The sequence below is a fragment of the Polynucleobacter sp. MWH-HuK1 genome (assembly GCF_018881815.1).
In the GTDB taxonomy this organism is placed as follows: Bacteria; Pseudomonadota; Gammaproteobacteria; order Burkholderiales; family Burkholderiaceae; genus Polynucleobacter.
Genome location: NZ_JACVPP010000001.1, coordinates 1,556,813 through 1,573,184 on the forward strand (window position 1 = coordinate 1,556,813; position 16,372 = coordinate 1,573,184).

Annotated in this window: 14 protein-coding genes, 1 tRNA gene and 1 riboswitch; of the genes, 10 read left to right on the forward strand and 5 right to left on the reverse strand. The window is 45.6% G+C overall.

The genetic code is table 11. The features are described 5' to 3' along the window. Positions 1 to 12 precede the first annotated feature (12 nt). Positions 13 to 651, forward strand: coding sequence for a GntR family transcriptional regulator (locus ICE93_RS07990; protein ID WP_216187137.1), 639 nt, complete (start codon positions 13 to 15; stop codon positions 649 to 651). Positions 652 to 725: 74 nt separating this feature from the next. On the opposite strand, the gene ICE93_RS07995 is transcribed toward ICE93_RS07990, so the two are convergent. Together ICE93_RS07995 and ICE93_RS08000 are read right to left on the reverse strand one after the other, a co-directional pair. After that, positions 726 to 1,079 (reverse strand): cytochrome c, encoded by a 354-nt coding sequence (locus ICE93_RS07995; RefSeq protein WP_216187139.1) that lies wholly within the window; start codon positions 1,077 to 1,079, stop codon positions 726 to 728. Positions 1,080 to 1,108: 29 nt separating this feature from the next. Further along, entirely contained in the window at positions 1,109 to 1,474 is a 366-nt protein-coding gene (locus tag ICE93_RS08000; protein WP_216187141.1) for a cytochrome c, read from the reverse strand. A gap of 162 nt (positions 1,475 to 1,636) precedes the next feature. On the opposite strand from ICE93_RS08000, the gene ICE93_RS08005 reads away from it, so the two are divergent. The 3 genes from ICE93_RS08005 (at position 1,637) to ICE93_RS08015 (ending at position 4,234) form a co-directional block, all read left to right on the forward strand. Beyond that, a complete protein-coding gene (locus tag ICE93_RS08005) occupies positions 1,637 to 2,506 on the forward strand; it encodes a MoxR family ATPase (protein WP_216187143.1) in 870 nt (289 codons plus the stop codon). Positions 2,507 to 2,533: 27 nt separating this feature from the next. Then, a complete protein-coding gene (locus tag ICE93_RS08010; RefSeq protein WP_216187145.1) occupies positions 2,534 to 3,709 on the forward strand; it encodes a VWA domain-containing protein in 1,176 nt (391 codons plus the stop codon). A gap of 66 nt (positions 3,710 to 3,775) precedes the next feature. Next, complete coding sequence (locus tag ICE93_RS08015) at positions 3,776 to 4,234, forward strand: RidA family protein (RefSeq protein WP_216187147.1); 459 nt, start codon at positions 3,776 to 3,778, stop codon at positions 4,232 to 4,234. 6 nt (positions 4,235 to 4,240) lie between these two features. On the opposite strand, the gene ICE93_RS08020 is transcribed toward ICE93_RS08015, so the two are convergent. After that, the gene (locus ICE93_RS08020; RefSeq protein WP_216187149.1) at positions 4,241 to 4,900 is read right to left on the reverse strand and encodes an NTP transferase domain-containing protein; all 660 of its coding nucleotides are present in this window, start codon (positions 4,898 to 4,900) and stop codon (positions 4,241 to 4,243) included. A 53-nt stretch (positions 4,901 to 4,953) separates the two neighbouring features. Between ICE93_RS08020 and ICE93_RS08025 the strand changes: the two genes are divergently transcribed. Further along, on the forward strand, positions 4,954 to 5,913 hold the full coding sequence (locus ICE93_RS08025; RefSeq protein WP_216187151.1) for an XdhC family protein: 960 nt from the start codon (positions 4,954 to 4,956) through the stop codon (positions 5,911 to 5,913). A gap of 9 nt (positions 5,914 to 5,922) precedes the next feature. On the opposite strand, the gene parC is transcribed toward ICE93_RS08025, so the two are convergent. Together parC and ICE93_RS08035 are read right to left on the reverse strand one after the other, a co-directional pair. After that, entirely contained in the window at positions 5,923 to 8,262 is a 2,340-nt protein-coding gene (parC, locus tag ICE93_RS08030) for a DNA topoisomerase IV subunit A (RefSeq protein ID WP_370624625.1), read from the reverse strand. A 104-nt stretch (positions 8,263 to 8,366) separates the two neighbouring features. Continuing rightward, a complete protein-coding gene (locus ICE93_RS08035; RefSeq protein WP_216187153.1) occupies positions 8,367 to 10,355 on the reverse strand; it encodes a DNA topoisomerase IV subunit B in 1,989 nt (662 codons plus the stop codon). A gap of 79 nt (positions 10,356 to 10,434) precedes the next feature. On the opposite strand from ICE93_RS08035, the gene ICE93_RS08040 reads away from it, so the two are divergent. The 5 genes from ICE93_RS08040 to thiC all read left to right on the forward strand — a co-directional run bounded on the left by ICE93_RS08040 (position 10,435) and on the right by thiC (position 16,353). Next, the gene (locus tag ICE93_RS08040) at positions 10,435 to 11,655 is read left to right on the forward strand and encodes a CaiB/BaiF CoA-transferase family protein (protein WP_216187155.1); all 1,221 of its coding nucleotides are present in this window, start codon (positions 10,435 to 10,437) and stop codon (positions 11,653 to 11,655) included. Between the two features lie 5 nt (positions 11,656 to 11,660). Then, complete coding sequence (locus tag ICE93_RS08045; RefSeq protein ID WP_216187156.1) at positions 11,661 to 12,893, forward strand: MFS transporter; 1,233 nt, start codon at positions 11,661 to 11,663, stop codon at positions 12,891 to 12,893. A gap of 178 nt (positions 12,894 to 13,071) precedes the next feature. Continuing rightward, positions 13,072 to 13,146: transfer RNA gene (locus ICE93_RS08050), tRNA-Arg, on the forward strand. Positions 13,147 to 13,348: 202 nt separating this feature from the next. Beyond that, a complete protein-coding gene (locus tag ICE93_RS08055; RefSeq protein ID WP_216187158.1) occupies positions 13,349 to 14,182 on the forward strand; it encodes an NUDIX hydrolase family protein in 834 nt (277 codons plus the stop codon). 85 nt (positions 14,183 to 14,267) lie between these two features. After that, a riboswitch (TPP riboswitch) is annotated at positions 14,268 to 14,375 on the forward strand. A 37-nt stretch (positions 14,376 to 14,412) separates the two neighbouring features. Next, on the forward strand, positions 14,413 to 16,353 hold the full coding sequence (gene thiC, locus ICE93_RS08060; protein ID WP_255554555.1) for a phosphomethylpyrimidine synthase ThiC: 1,941 nt from the start codon (positions 14,413 to 14,415) through the stop codon (positions 16,351 to 16,353). Positions 16,354 to 16,372 lie beyond the last annotated feature (19 nt).

The window sequence follows — 16,372 nt, forward strand, 5'->3', positions numbered from 1 at the left end:
GTATTCATAATTATGGATACAAAACTGAATAATAGACCGTTATATGAGGAAGTTGCCGATAGACTTCGGGAGCAAATTTTTAGCAAGCAACTAGCACCTGGAAGCTGGCTGGACGAGCAATCACTGGCTGATCAGTTTGGTATTAGCCGCACCCCAATGCGGGAAGCTATCAAGGTGCTGGCATCTGAAGGTTTAGTAACCATCAAAATGCGCCGGGGAGCCTACGTTACGGAAGTTATCCGCAAAGACTTGGAGCAGATTTTTACTATTCTCTCCCTCCTGGAGGGTCAAGCAGCAAAAGAAACAGCTTCAAAAGCAACGGAGGCTGAATTAAACCTCTTAGATCACCTTCATCATCGACTTGAAAAAGCAGCTGCAGATCGAGATATTGAGCAATTCTTTGAGATAAATGGCAAATTTCATGAATTAATCCAAGAAATTGCCGGAAATCGATGGATGAATGGGGTTATCGCAGATCTGCGCAAAGTTCTAAAACTTCATCGCAGAGATTCTCTGACCAGCACAGGCAGACTGCAAAACTCATTGGTGGAACATCGTGAGATTCTCAGAGCCATACTGAAACGTGATGAACACGCTGCAGAATTAGCCATGCGCAAGCACCTAGAGCAAGGACTTGAAGCGCTACGCTAAACTATAAAAGCATAAAAAACAAAGGCTTAGATGATTAATCTAAGCCTTTTTATATGAAGCCATGCTACTAGAATTTACTTTTTAACAACAAAGTTTCCAGGCAAAGAAGAAATGTAAGCCGCCATATCTTGCAAGTCAGCATCACTAAAGCTCTGAACTTGTGAGCCCATTACAGCGTTATTACGACCAAACTGCGCATTGCCATTGCCTACTTTATATGCCTTTAAAGCGTAGTAGAGGTAATCGGCATACTGGCCAGCTAACTTTGGATAAGCAGGCAAGATTGGAGCATTTAGACCAGCGCCATGACATGAGGCGCAATTAGCCTTCTCAACCAAAGCCTGACCTTTTTCTTTATTGGCAGCGTTTGCTACGTTTACCAAACCAATGCTGGATAGCAAAACTGCAGTAATTAGGGCGAATTTCATAAAAGTCTCTATGTATCTTTATTAATGAATCACTTCAATGGGTTGTTAGGTGAGCTAGCAGTTTGCGCAGCATAGTATTCGCCGATATCAGCCATGTCTTGGTCAGACAAGCTGGCAGCTATAGAACGCATTGTCGGATGCTTTCTTTCGCCCTTTTTGTATGCAGCTAGTGCGCTAGCAATGTAAGCGGCATTTTGACCGCCAATCATAGGCACCTTGTATACCAATGGGTAGTCTGCACGATAGTCAGGAATGGAGTGACAACCAATACATAGCCAAACCTTGCTGTTACCAGCCGCAGCATTACCTTTAACTTCATCAGCCTGAGCAACAGAGCCAGCAAAAACCAAAGCTGCGGTTACGGCCAATTGAGGAAGAATGGAGAATTTTTTCATAGAAATCATTATTAATGAGTTTGATTTAGATCAATTTCGGAAGAGTATAGCGGACAGACGCCCTTCCCGCCATTTTGAGGGCCAAAATTAGTAGAAACACTGAAAAATTTAGCTCATTTACCTATACTGGAACGCTTAACCCAGCACTAATTAGGTCAGCATATGAGCAAATCCAACCCCTCTACTCAAAACCAGTTCTCAGGTAGCCAAAGCTATGTCGCCACCGAGGATCTCAAATTGGCCGTAAATGCGGCAATCGCACTACAACGCCCTCTTTTGATAAAAGGCGAGCCAGGCACTGGCAAAACGATGTTGGCCGAGGAAGTCGCCGCCGCCCTCAACATGCCGCTTTTACAGTGGCACATTAAATCCACAACAAAAGCTCAACAAGGACTTTATGAATACGATGCAGTGAGCCGTTTACGCGATTCGCAGCTGGGTGATGAGAAAGTAAAAGATATTCGCAATTACATTGTTAAGGGCGTACTTTGGCAAGCTTTTGAGGCTGATGAACCCACTGTACTACTTATTGATGAAATCGATAAAGCGGATATTGAGTTTCCAAATGACTTACTGCGCGAAATTGATCGCATGGAATTTTATGTTTACGAAACGCGTGAACTCATTAAAGCAAAGCATCGTCCATTAGTCATTATTACTTCCAACAATGAGAAAGAGCTCCCAGACGCATTCTTGCGCCGCTGTTTTTTTCATTACATTAGCTTTCCCGATGCAACGACTATGCAAAGCATCGTAGATGTTCACCACCCTAATATCAAGCAAGATCTTTTAGATGCAGCTCTCAAGGCGTTTTATCAAATACGCTCATTACCAGGGCTCAAGAAAAAACCTTCTACTTCTGAGTTAATTGATTGGCTCAAGCTTCTATTGGCTGAAGATATCCCGCCAGAGGCTTTGTATAGCAACGACGAAAAAATTGTTGTGCCTCCATTGCATGGCGCCTTACTAAAGAATGAACAAGATATCCACTTGTTTGAGCGTTTGGTGATGATGAATCGCAATCATCGTTAATGTATTGATCAATAACGTCCTGTATTTATGTTGATTCAATTCTTCCTAAACCTGAAAGAGGCCAAAGTGCCTGTTTCAGTACGAGAGTTTTTAACTCTCTTAGAGGCTTTGAAATCAGGCGTTATCAACCCATCGATTGATGAGTTTTATCAGTTGGCTCGCATGACTCTAGTTAAAGATGAGCAACACTTTGATCGTTTTGATCAGGTGTTTGGGGGCTACTTTAACGGCATCGAGCAAATCATTGCACTCTCACCAGATATCCCCCTGGATTGGCTTGAAAAAAAACTCCAACGCGTTCTAAGCGACGAAGAAAAAGCTGCGCTCAAAAAATTGGGCGGACCTGATGCGCTGAAAAAGCGTCTTGAAGAACTACTTAAAGAACAAAAGGAGTGGCATGGTGGCGGCAATAAGTGGATTGGCGCTGGCGGCTCCTCTCCGTTTGGTCATAGCGGCTACCATCCCGAAGGCATACGTATTGGTGGCGAGAGCGCCGGCAATAGAACCGCGATCAAGGTTTGGGAAGCACGAGAGTTTAAAGACTATGACAGCGATTTAGCTTTGGGCACTCGCAACATTAAGGTTGCTTTGCGTCGTTTGCGTCGGTTTGCCAGAGAAGGATCTGCCTTAGAGCTGGACCTGGATAAAACTATTCATTCAACTGCAGCTAATGCAGGAATGCTTGATGTCAAAATGCGTCCTGAGCGACACAATCAGGTCAAGGTGTTATTGCTTATGGATGTTGGTGGCTCTATGGATGATCATATTCAGCGAATTGCTGAGTTATTTTCTGCCGCTAAAGCAGAATTTAAACATCTCGAACACTACTATTTTCATAACTGTGTTTATGAAAACCTCTGGCAAAGCAATCGTCGCAGACGCGATGATGTGACGCCAACCCAAGATATCATCAATAAATATGGATCGGACTACAAGCTAATATTCGTTGGTGATGCAACGATGTCTCCTTATGAGATTCTGAGTCCAAATGGTTCCGTGGAGTACAACAATAAGGAAGCTGGAGCAGTCTGGATCAATCGTTTAATTGATCACTTCCCGCATTTTGCCTGGCTCAATCCAGAGCCAGAATCTATTTGGCAATATCGTCAGTCGATTGACATCATGCAAAACCTCATGAGAGACCGCATGTATCCAGTAACCTTAAATGGTCTTGAGAGTGCCATGCGTCAACTTTCCAAGTAAGATTCAGTTATTCCTTTTTGACCTAATTCTTTATCTAAATTAACTCTACTCTTGACTCTATTCATCATGACTACAAACATTAGCGATCGCCTTAAAACCCTTGGTATTGATTTGCCCCCGCCAGGACCTCCTGCTGCGGCCTATGTCATGGCAACCACTACTGGCAATACTGTTTTTCTCTCCGGTCATATTGCTAAACGTGATGGTAAGCCTTGGGTAGGTAAGCTTGGTAAAGACATGGATACCGATACAGGCAAAGCGGCAGCACGCTCTATTGCAATTGATTTGATCTCCACCTTGCAGAATCACTTAGGCTCTTTAGATAAAGTAAAGCGTATTGTTAAGGTTATGGGTTTGGTTAACTCTACCGATACCTATACTGAGCAGCACCTAGTGGTTAATGGATGCTCAGAACTACTCTTTGAAGTATTTGGTGATAACGGCAAACATGCGCGTAGCGCTTTTGGTGTCGCGCAGATTCCGCTAGGCGCTTGCGTTGAGATTGAATTGATCGCTGAGATTTAATTTACTTCAAATAGATTGGTGTCTATCAAGCCCTAGTTTTTGGATGTCCGCCTGAGTGTCAACATCTAATAAATAAGCCTGATTATTTGTCTCAAATACATTCACTAACTCTGGATGCTTGTCCATAAAGGGTCTGCAGACCATCCCGGGTTTTGCTAGGATTTCTTCAATCACTTTTTTTGAAAACAATACCGGGTTACCACGGTTTCCGTTCACCATTGGTAGCACGATTTCCCTGTTAAATCCTGTTTGTTTGAATTGCTCTAACAGGGCTTCAATCTCGGAAACACCAATGTTAGGTTGATCACACAAAGCAACCAACAAAATATCATAGTCAGATTTGAGCGACTCTAAGCCAATGCGGACCGAAGATGATTGACCTTCTGATGGATTTGGGTTTTTTGCTATGGTAATAGAGTTATAAGTCTCTGGCTTGGTTGAATTGATTTCCGCCTCAACTGCATCCGCATAAAATCCTGTGACAACCAATATTTCTACTGGGTTTAATTTTTGAACATATTTTAGAAAGCGGCTTAATAAGCTTTCGCCCTCCTTCTTCAGCAATGCCTTGGGAAATCCACCCAAACGACTCCCCTCGCCTGCCGCCAATAGGAGTATGGCTAGGCGTAATTTTGGGTTTTTGATGGATTCACTAGAAACAGTCATTAGAGTGATAATAAATAGATATTCATCAAAGCATTAGCAAAAGAAGAAAGAGCATGAACAGTACCGACCTCAGCGTTCTTAAATCAGCCGTGAAATGGCTCCGATCAGGCCAATCTGTGGCTATTGCGACCGTGGTTCATACCTGGGGATCCGCTCCACGTCCTGTTGGCTCTTGGTTGGCGATACGTGCTGATGGTCAGGTAGCCGGCTCAGTTTCAGGTGGCTGCGTTGAAGATGATTTAATTCGTCGCGTACAGACTGAAATTTTGACGCGTAATACACCTGAAATGGTGGTGTATGGCATAACTCAACAAGAGGCTGCTCGCTTTGGATTGCCATGTGGCGGCACACTGCGTCTGCTGGTTGAGCCAAAACCGGAGCTAGCTGTTTTAGAAAAGCTACTTGAGAATATTTCGTCGCATCAAATTACTCGTCGCTCAGTGAACTTAAGTACCGGGAAATCTATACTCTCCTTAGGTGATCGTAGCGATGAATTTGTGTGTACTGAACAAGAAATGCAAACGACTTATGGTCCGCGCTGGCGTATGGTCATCATAGGTGCTGGCCAGCTTTCTTTGTATACAGCAGATTTTGCTTTAGCCTCTGACTTTGAAGTCATAGTGATCGATCCCCGTGAAGAATATGCAGAAGGCCTCAATCGCACAGATATTACCTTTTCTAAGGGCATGCCGGACGATGTATTGCTTGAGATAGGCGTCGATTCTCACACTGCAGTGGTTGCCCTGACACATGATCCAAAATTAGACGACATGGCATTGATGGAGGCACTCAAGTCGCCTGCCTTTTATGTTGGTGCACTAGGTAGCCGTAAGAACACTCAGAAACGCAAAGAGCGCTTATTAGAGTTCGATATTAGCCAAGAGCAAGTAGAAAAATTGCATGGTCCTGTAGGACTTTATATTGGGGCTCTCACCCCACCAGAGATTGCAGTCTCGATCCTGGCAGAGGTGATTGCGGTCAAATACGAAATCAGCGTTCCGAAGAAGGTCTAAACGCCGTTCTTAGTTGGCTATGAGTTTGCCGTCTTTTAGGCGTGGCTCTACAAAGTGACCTTTACGCGCACGGTTACCGGCAAAAGACTTCAAGGTTTTTGCATCCAAACTGAGTTCGGTTGGCTTGCCAGCACGGCCTGCGCCGGAGTAAGTCGCTCCATCAGGACCCACAGCAATTGCTGAAGCCAGATGCTCTTTATCATCTAAGCCCATCAAGATTACACCTTTACCACCAGTTGGTAAGCGCTTGAGCTCATCCAGAGGGAAGACTAATAACTTAGAAGCCTCAGACAAGCAAGCAACTTGTTTCATACCAACTTTGACTTTTGCTGCGCCTAATGGAGCATCACCCGGAACCTTTGCATCCAAGCTTAAGAATGATTTACCAGCCTTATTACGGGTACTCATATCCGATACATTGGCCAAGAACCCAAAGCCCGCTTTAGTTGATAGCAATACCAAATCGTCAGGTTGGCCAGCATAGTAAGCAACCATCTGTGACCCAGCAGCCAAATTAACAAAGCTGGTTAATGGTGAACCATCGCCGCGAGCGCCAGGTAATTCGCTAACTGGAACGGTATAGACACGACCATCACTGCCAAAGCCTTGAATAACGTCTACCGTTCTCACTTCGAAGGTGGCATACAAAGTATCACCTGCCTTAAAGCTAAATTGTGTTGGATCATGCTCGTGGCCTTGGCGAACTCGGACCCAACCCTTTTGGGAAACAATTACTGTTACTGGCTCATCAATCACCTTAGTCTCAGCAACAGCGCGCTTATCTTCCTGAATCAAGGTACGACGATCATCGCCAAAATCCTTCATATCGGATTCGATTTCTTTGATGATGCGCTTACGCAAGACGGTATCGCTTTGCAATAGACCTTCTAGATCATCACGTTCAGCTTTGAGCTCTTTAAGCTCTTGCTCAATCTTGATGCCCTCTAAGCGAGCCAACTGACGCAAACGAATATCCAGGATATCTTCAGCCTGGCGGTCCGATAACTTAAATTCTTTAATCAAATCCGCTTTAGGCTCATCGCTATTGCGAATGATCTTGATGACCTTATCAATGTTAAGAAGAACGGTTAAGCGCCCTTCCAAAATATGCATGCGGTCTTTGACTTTACCTAAGCGATGCTGGGTTCTACGAGTAACCGTGGCAACCCTAAATGCAATCCACTCAGAAAGAATGTCTTTTAAGCCTTTTTGACGCGGACGACCATCATTACCAATCATCACCAGGTTCATTGGCGCATTGGACTCTAATGAGGTATGCGCAAGCAATAGGTTTACGAACTCATTAACATCAATATTCTTGCTCTTTGGCTCAAATACCAAGCGCACTGCTGCGTCCTTGCTAGACTCGTCGCGTACACCATCAAGCACATTCAAGATGGTTGATTTGAGATTGTTTTGCTCAGGAGTTAAGGTCTTTTTGCCAACCTTTACCTTTGGATTCGTGATCTCTTCAATCTCTTGCAATACACGCTGAGAGGAAGTGGCTGGTGGCAATTCATTTACAATAATCTGCCACTGGCCGCGCGCCAACTCTTCGATTGACCAACGTGCACGCACCTTAATGCTGCCGCGCCCAGCCTCATAAATCTGGGCAATTTCTGCAGCAGATGAAATGATTTGACCGCCACCTGGATAGTCAGGGCCGGGCATGATCTCCAATAATTCTGAAGTACTCATCTTTGGAGACTTCATTAAAGCAACTGCTGCGGAAGCTACTTCACGCAAGTTATGCGACGGAATTTCGGTGGCCATACCAACAGCAATACCTGAAGCGCCGTTGAGTAATACAAATGGTAGACGCGCTGGTAATAACTTCGGCTCTTGGAATGAACCATCGTAATTTGGCGCGAAATCAACCGTGCCTTCATCAATCTCACTTAATAGCAGGCTAGCGATCTTAGTAAGGCGCGCCTCGGTGTAACGCATTGCAGCCGCGCCATCACCATCGCGAGAACCGAAGTTACCTTGACCGTCAATTAATGGGTAACGTAATGAGAAGCTTTGTGCCAAACGAACCAATGCATCGTAAGCAGACTGATCACCGTGAGGATGGAATTTACCCAATACATCACCTACCACACGAGCACTTTTCACCGGCTTCGCATCTGCACGCAAGCCCATTTCACTCATGGAGAATAAGATGCGGCGCTGTACTGGCTTCTGTCCGTCTGATACATCAGGAAGCGCACGACCTTTGACGACGCTAATTGCGTAATCCAAATAGGCACGCTCTGCATATACCGCTAAAGTTAAGCTGTCTTTACCATCTTCATTTAGATCTATGGTTTTCGGATCATGGTTACCTGAACCACCGCCAGAAGCAACCATTACCGGCGTCTCATCGACTTCAACAACCTCCATCTCAATCGGGTTGGAAAATAAGTCTGCCTGATCAGCGGGATTATTATTTCCAGGAGTCTTCTTAGTTGCCATTAGATATCCGCCTCCACTTCATTGCCGCGCTCTTCAAGCCAATCGCGACGCGCGCCAGACTCTGATTTACCCATCAGCATATCCATTGTTTTAAATGTTTCATCCTCGGTCCAAGTGCCCAGTGTTACAGGCAACAGACGGCGAGTATCTGGGTTCAAAGTGGTATCCCAAAGCTGTTCTGCGCTCATCTCTCCTAAACCTTTAAAGCGAGAGATCTGCCATGCAGTTTCTTTTACACCATCTTTACGCAACTTATCTTCAATAGCTTGTAACTCATTGGCATCTAATGCATAGATCTTTTGCGCCGGCTTTTTGCCACGTGCTGGAGCATCCACCCTAAATAGTGGTGGCCTAGAAATATGAACATGACCCAACTCAATCAGTTTAGGGAAATGCTTATAGAAAAGTGTTAAGAGCAGAACCTGAATGTGTGCGCCATCGACGTCCGCATCTGAAAGAATGCAAACTTTGCCGTAGCGTAGATTGGATAAGTCTGGATTGTCATTCGGACCATGAGGATCGACACCAATTGCCACCGCAATATCGTGTACCTCATTATTAGCAAACAAGCGGTCGCGCTCTGCTTCCCAGGTATTTAATACCTTACCGCGTAATGGTAGGATGGCTTGATATTCCTTATTGCGACCCATTTTGGCTGAACCGCCTGCAGAGTCACCCTCAACCAGGAAGATTTCATTCATGCCGATATCTTGGCTCTCGCAATCCGTAAGTTTGCCAGGCAGAACAGCAACGCCAGAGGATTTTTTCTTCTCAACTTTTTGTCCTGCTCGGGTTCTGACCTGGGCTTGCTTGATGACTAGATCAGCTAACTTACGACCATAATCAACGTGCTGGTTCAACCAGAGCTCAAGAGCCGATTTCACGTAACCAGAAACTAAGCGCACCGCATCACGAGAGTTAAGACGCTCTTTAATCTGACCCTGAAATTGTGGATCCAATACTTTGGCAGACAAAATGAAGGATGCGCGGGCAAATACATCTTCAGGCATGAGCTTCACACCTTTAGGCTGCAATGCGTGCATTTCAATAAAGCCTTTAACAGCATTGAATAAACCTTCACGCAAACCACTTTCATGTGTACCGCCTGCAGGAGTAGGAATCAAGTTCACATAACTCTCGCGCACTGGTGCACCATCTTCAGTCCAGCAAACCACCCAAGCAGCGCCCTCACCTTCGGCAAAGGAATCATCATCACCTGTGCCAGTTGCATATTGCTCTCCCTCAAACGGTGGAATAACTTCTGCGCCATGACCTGCCTGTGCAATAGCTTCATTTAAATAGCCACGCAAGCCTTGTGCATATTGCCAAGTCTGGGTATCGCCGGTTTTTTCTTGAATCAGCGTGACCTTCACACCTGGTAGCAAGACTGCTTTAGAGCGCAACAAGCGGATGAGCTCAGGCGTCGGAATAGCCGAGCTGTCAAAGTACTTACCATCTGGCCAAACACGAACGCGAGTACCGTGTGACTTATCTTCTTTTGAAGAAACAATAGATTTGAGCTTCTCAATCACTTTGCCATCAGCAAAGGTCAAGGTCGACATTTGGCCATCACGCCATACAGTAACTTCTAATCTCTTGGATAAAGCATTGGTTACCGAAACGCCAACACCATGTAGACCACCTGAGAAAGCATAAGCACCACCAGTGCCCTTTTCAAACTTACCACCAGCATGTAACTGTGTAAACACGATTTCTACTACGGGTAATTTCTCCGTTGGATGCATTCCCACTGGAATGCCACGGCCATCATCTTCTACGCTCACACTGCCGTCGGTATGCATAGTGACGATGATTTGCTTACCAAACCCTCCTAAAGCTTCATCAGATGCGTTATCGAGGACCTCTTGAATAATATGTAGTGGATTGTCTGTGCGGGTGTACATTCCAGGCCGCTGACGGACTGGTTCTAGTCCTTTTAGGACCTGAATCGACGATTCGCTGTATTCGGAAGTTTTACGGGTAGCCATGCGCGCAAATTGTAGTCATGTCTGAGATCTAGGCTGAATTTTTCGGGAATTACCCTGCCATCCATGCCAAAATTGAGGAATGGGAGCCTTAAGTCATATTCGCGTTTTAGACCTTAGCCGAGTCTTGGCAGGTCCTTGGTGCGCTCAAAATCTCGCGGATTTGGGTGCAGATGTTATTAAAGTCGAAAGGCCTGGTGTTGGCGACGACACCCGGCACTGGGCCCCCCCTTTTGCCAAAGATGTCAATGGCAAGGAAACCGAAGAATCTGCCTATTTTATTTGCATCAACCGCAATAAACGCTCCATTACAGTGGATATTGCTAAGCCTGAGGGTCAAGAACTTATCCGTCTGCTAGCTGCAGAATCGGATGTGGTGATTGAAAACTACAAGGTTGGAGACCTCGCCAAATACGGGCTTGATTATGAAAGCCTTAAAAAAGTTAGGCCCGACCTAATCTATTGCTCTATTACCGGCTTTGGTCAAACCGGGCCCTATGCTCACCGTCCTGGATACGACTTCATCATTCAGGGTATGGGTGGCTTCATGAGTGTTACTGGTGAAGCCCATGACTTTGAGGGAGCCAGCCCACAAAAAGCCGGTGTTGCTATCGCCGACATCTTCACGGGTATGTATGCCAGCACAGCTATCCTCGCGGCCATCGTCCATCGCGACCATACCGGCGAGGGTCAATACATCGATATGTCACTGCTTGATACCCAAGTTGCTGTGATGGCTAATGTATCAAGCGCCTATCTCACTTCGGGTGAAGTACCTAAACGCTGGGGTAACGCCTCCCCAATCATTGTTCCCTATCAAACCTTCCCCACCTCAGATGGCTGGATGATTGTTGGAGCGGGCAATGATGGGCAATTTAGGCATTTTGTGACAGCGGGTGGTGAAGCCCATTTAGCGGATAACCCACTATACATATCAAACCCCCTGCGTGTAGAACATCGCAAACAACTCATTCCTTTGTTGGAGCAAATGACGCGCAAAAAGACTAAGGGCGAATGGATTGAGCTGCTAGAGAAAGCCAATGTTCCATGCGGACCGATTAACAACTTCAAAGAAGTTTTTGAAAATGAACAGGTCATACATCGTGGTGTGCAGATTGAAGCCCCACACCCGACTGTCGGCAGCATGAAATTAGTTGCCAGCCCAATGCGCTTATCAAGGACACCTACTGAAGTGCGTATGGCGCCACCAACGTTAGGTCAACATACAGAAGAAATCTTGCATGAGCGTCTTATGCTCGACGATAAGGCCATTGAAGAGTTGCGTAGCAAAGGAATAATCTAAATCCCATGACCAAGCCAATCAGCAACGCTGGACTTTCATTGAAGGAAGTCCTCATTTATGGCGGACTGATGGTCACACTGTCTATGGGCATTCGTCATGGCTTTGGACTGTTTAATCTACCGATTACCTCAGCGAATGGCTGGGGACGCGAAACTTTTGCGTTAACGATTGCGCTACAGAATCTTATCTGGGGTGCAATGCAACCCATTACCGGCGCTTTAGCCGATCGCTATGGCGCATTCAAAATCATGGTTGCTGGTGGCATTTTGTATGCATTAGGTTTAGCAGGCATGGCCGTATCAAGCGACGTCATGAATTTCACTTTGGCTGGCGGTTTACTAATTGGCTTGGCGCAAACTGCAACGACCTACAGCGTGGTGTACGGTATTTTAGGTCGCAATGTTCCAGCAGAAAAACGCGTTTGGGCAATGGGCATTACTGCAGCAGCCGGTTCATTTGGTCAGTTCCTGATGATTCCAGCAGAGCAAGGATTACTTAGTGCATTTGGCACCCAAGATGCACTTCTCATGTTGGCGTTGATGGCCAGTCTCATGATTCCAACTGCTTTTATGTTGCGTGAGAAAAATTTCAGCCACCCGGATACTTTGGGCGATCAAACGATTAGACAGGCTTTGAAGGAAGCCGTTAGCAATCCTAGCTTTCGCTATTTAACCTTGGGTTACTTTGTTTGTGGCTTTCAGGTGGTATTTATTGCGGTTCACTTAGCGCCCTACCTTAAAGACGTTTCTGCAAACTATCCCTCTGTTGGCGCGCCAGTAGTTGCTACTTCAGCCCTGGCTCTTATTGGTCTATTCAATATTTTTGGCACCTATAGCTCTGGAATCTTGGCTCAACGCTTTCCAAAGCGCTATTTACTATCCTCCATTTATATAGGTCGCTCAATTGCCATTACTGCTTTCTTATTGTTACCGCCATCACCAATGAGCACTTATATCTTTTCTGCAATCATGGGTTTCTTATGGTTATCGACGATTCCTCTCACCAACGGTATCGTTGCGCAGATATTTGGCGTGAAGTACTTAACAATGCTATCTGGGTTGGTATTTTTCTCGCATCAACTTGGTAGTTTCTGTGGCGCATTCCTGGGTGGCTATTTATTTGATCAAACAGGATCCTATTTAATTGTTTGGGAGATCGCCATTGGGTTGGGTGTCTTTGCTTTCTTAGTGAACCTACCTGTGAAAGAACGCGCTATTAAACGGGTTGCCAATGCTTGAGAAAAAACCTGCCTTTTGGAAAATTATTTCCTATGGGTTTGTTTTATTTATATTGCTTTTTGTTTTTTTAATGTACTTTTCACCAGATATGATGGTGGCCGTTACTAATCAAGTATGGGCTCTGTGTGGTTGGTAATTCATTAGAATCTTCATAACACATTTTTAATTTTCATACCGTCTCGCCGTAGCACAATGGATAGTGCACATGCCTCCTAAGCGTGGGATACAGGTTCGATTCCTGTCGGCGGGACCAAAAATTCTTCATACTTATCCACAGGCATTGTGGATAAATCCTCAAAAGTTTTTGTAAGTCACAGATTTGTATAGGTTGACCTAGCCTGCCTAAATTGTGTGCAAAAAGTATCCCCCTTTCTTTCATTATTACTTACAAATATTTAAGCTAATGCAGCTGCAGTTATGTGTTAAGAGCACCAAGTTCCCTTACACTAAGGTCCATGACCAGCCTTTCGACCAGTACGATAGCCGCCCTTGAGGAGATGCTCCAAAATACAACGCGTTCTGCCCCGGCAGACTTTTTGCCAATCTATTTATCACGCGGCGTAATAGGCGAACAACTTATTGGGCATCTCAATCCAGATTTCACTACCTATTTACAAGAGTCATTACAAAAAGAATTCATTCCACTAATTGCAATTAGTAATGACAAGCTGACAATTCAGTTGGGCAAACCAAGAGATTTATCAAACAGTCTTTACCAGTTAGCCAATCGCATGCGCATAGGTGGTTTTATTCCGGGCTGGCGAAATGAAGACTTTGCATGGGTAGATCAAAATGGCCACAAGTACTTTCGCTTGGAGCGTGCTGCATTTCGAACCTTTGGATTTCGTAGCATGGCAACGCATATCAACGGCTACACGCAAGGCAATACGATTTGGTTAGGTAGACGTAGTGAAACCAAGCCCACTGATCCAGGGAAGTTAGATAACTTAGCGGCTGGCGGTATTACCGCCGATGAAACGCCTTGGGTAAGTGCACGTCGTGAACTTTGGGAAGAGGCTGGGGTACCAGAGCAAATTGCAGAACAGATTGAGCCTGTTGGACGCATTCATATGCGCCGCCCATCCCTTAACCGGGGTTTTCATGATGAACAGCTCTACATTTACGACCTCGAATTAGCTGATAACTTTGTTCCGATGAATCACGACGGTGAAGTCAGCGGTTTTATAGAAATCTCCCTAGCGGAGGCTGCCGCCAGGATTTTGGCTGACGAATTCACCTCTGATGCGGCGTTTGTGACGGCAGACTTCATATTGCGCCGCAATAAATAAGGGATTTGCCCTTATTTGACTATGGTGACACCTACTTGACGGTAGTCATGCATCAATCCCCTAATTCGTGGTTAAATCTCTCATAAGGATGAAACAGGGGTGCCCTTCAAAGGTTTTTAGTTTGAAGGTGCTGAGAAAGACCCTTTAACCCGATCCAGGTAATGCTGGCGTGGGGAGTTACATCAGACCGACACCCGGTTTCGTCCATCTAAAACAGCTAGGAGATGGACATGAGTACAGGCAAACCCACAACAAAAAACGCTAAACACGAGATTCCCAGTTTAAAAAGCTTGGAGCGCGACTTTGGGCAAAAGTTTGCCTATCCAGCTTCAACTAAAACTTACCTCCAAGGTTCACGTCCGGATATCAAGGCGCCAATCCGCATGATTGAGCAGCTGCCTACACGTGTAGGTGAAGAATTGTTAGCCAATCCCCCTGTTCCTGTTTATGACACCTCTGGACCATACAGCGACCCAGATGTTGTAATCAATCTTGAAAAAGGTTTACCAAGACTACGTGATGCCTGGATTGCAGAACGCAATGACACTATTCAATTGGCCGGCCCTAGTTCTGAATATGGTGTAGCGCGTTCTCAAGATGAAGCTACACAAAGTTTACGATTTGCTCACATCAGCGCACCACGTGTTGCAAAAGCTAGCAATAACGTGAGCCAAATGTATTACGCACGCAAAGGTATTGTTACCCCAGAAATGGAATATGTAGCACTGCGTGAGTCAATGGGCCTTGAGCAACTTCGTAAAGACCCAGCCTATAAGCAACTCCTTAAGCAACATCCTGGTAAAGGCTATGGCGCCAATCTTCCGGACATAGTCACCGGTGAATTTGTTCGTTCAGAGATTGCTGCTGGTCGTGCGATTATTCCAGCCAACATTAATCACCCAGAATTAGAGCCAATGATTATTGGCCGCAACTTCCGCGTGAAGATCAACGGCAACTTAGGCAACTCAGCCGTCACCTCTTCTATTAACGAAGAAGTAGAAAAGATGGTTTGGTCTATCCGTTGGGGTGCGGACACGATCATGGATCTTTCAACCGGTAAGCATATTCATGAAACCCGTGAGTGGATTATTCGTAACTCACCAGTTCCAATTGGCACTGTTCCAATCTATCAGGCTTTAGATAAAACTGGCGGCATTGCAGAAGATCTTACATGGGAAATGTTCCGCGACACCTTGATTGAGCAAGCTGAACAAGGCGTGGATTACTTCACTATCCATGCAGGCGTATTGCTGCGCTATGTTCCGTTAACGGCTGATCGCATTACAGGCATAGTATCTCGCGGTGGCTCCATCATGGCTAAGTGGTGCTTAGCTCATCACAAAGAAAACTTCTTATATACAAAGTTTGATGAGATTTGCGAAATCATGAAAGCCTATGACGTCTCATTTAGCTTAGGTGATGGCTTGCGCCCTGGCTGCATTGCTGACTCCAATGATGCCGCTCAATTTGGTGAACTCCATACCCTAGGTGAATTGACTGCCAAAGCATGGAAGCATGACGTGCAAGTCATGATTGAAGGCCCAGGTCACGTACCAATGCAGCGCATTGAAGAAAATATGACTGAAGAGCTCAAGCACTGCTTAGAAGCTCCCTTCTATACACTTGGGCCATTGATTACCGATATCGCTCCTGGTTACGACCATATCACTAGCGGCATTGGCGCAGCCCAAATTGGTTGGTACGGTACAGCCATGCTTTGCTATGTCACACCCAAAGAGCATTTAGGCTTGCCAGATAAAGAAGATGTTCGCGAGGGCATCATCACCTACAAAATTGCTGCACATGGCGCTGATTTGGCCAAAGGCTTGCCTGGCGCCCAAGTCCGCGATAACGCATTATCTAAAGCACGCTTTGAATTCCGCTGGGAAGATCAGTTCAATCTTGGTTTAGATCCTGAACGTGCGCGTGAATATCACGATGCTACATTGCCAGCTGAAGGTGCGAAGATTGCTCACTTCTGTTCAATGTGCGGTCCAAAGTTCTGCTCTATGAAGATCACACAAGAAGTGCGTGACTATGCGGCGACATTAGATGCTGATGGAAATCCTAAATCCAAGGTCATTCCAATTGCTGAGGTTGCTAACGCATCCAAGGGCATGGAAGAGATGTCTGCGGAGTTCCGTAAGCGCGGCAGTGAGATTTACCAGTAATTAAGCTTAGTAATGGTGA

Excerpts from the sequence above, each read along its gene's own strand:
- ICE93_RS07990 (WP_216187137.1), top strand. The coding sequence starts at position 13 with ATGGATACAAAACTGAATAATAGACCGTTATATGAGGAAGTTGCCGAT.
- ICE93_RS07995 (WP_216187139.1), bottom strand. The coding sequence starts at position 1,079 with ATGAAATTCGCCCTAATTACTGCAGTTTTGCTATCCAGCATTGGTTTG.
- ICE93_RS08000 (WP_216187141.1), bottom strand. The coding sequence starts at position 1,474 with ATGAAAAAATTCTCCATTCTTCCTCAATTGGCCGTAACCGCAGCTTTG.
- ICE93_RS08005 (WP_216187143.1), top strand. The coding sequence starts at position 1,637 with ATGAGCAAATCCAACCCCTCTACTCAAAACCAGTTCTCAGGTAGCCAA.
- ICE93_RS08010 (WP_216187145.1), top strand. The coding sequence starts at position 2,534 with ATGTTGATTCAATTCTTCCTAAACCTGAAAGAGGCCAAAGTGCCTGTT.
- ICE93_RS08015 (WP_216187147.1), top strand. The coding sequence starts at position 3,776 with ATGACTACAAACATTAGCGATCGCCTTAAAACCCTTGGTATTGATTTG.
- ICE93_RS08020 (WP_216187149.1), bottom strand. The coding sequence starts at position 4,900 with ATGACTGTTTCTAGTGAATCCATCAAAAACCCAAAATTACGCCTAGCC.
- ICE93_RS08025 (WP_216187151.1), top strand. The coding sequence starts at position 4,954 with ATGAACAGTACCGACCTCAGCGTTCTTAAATCAGCCGTGAAATGGCTC.
- parC (WP_370624625.1), bottom strand. The coding sequence starts at position 8,262 with ATGGTTGCTTCTGGCGGTGGTTCAGGTAACCATGATCCGAAAACCATA.
- ICE93_RS08035 (WP_216187153.1), bottom strand. The coding sequence starts at position 10,355 with ATGGCTACCCGTAAAACTTCCGAATACAGCGAATCGTCGATTCAGGTC.
- ICE93_RS08040 (WP_216187155.1), top strand. The coding sequence starts at position 10,435 with ATGGGAGCCTTAAGTCATATTCGCGTTTTAGACCTTAGCCGAGTCTTG.
- ICE93_RS08045 (WP_216187156.1), top strand. The coding sequence starts at position 11,661 with ATGACCAAGCCAATCAGCAACGCTGGACTTTCATTGAAGGAAGTCCTC.
- ICE93_RS08055 (WP_216187158.1), top strand. The coding sequence starts at position 13,349 with ATGACCAGCCTTTCGACCAGTACGATAGCCGCCCTTGAGGAGATGCTC.
- thiC (WP_255554555.1), top strand. The coding sequence starts at position 14,413 with ATGAGTACAGGCAAACCCACAACAAAAAACGCTAAACACGAGATTCCC.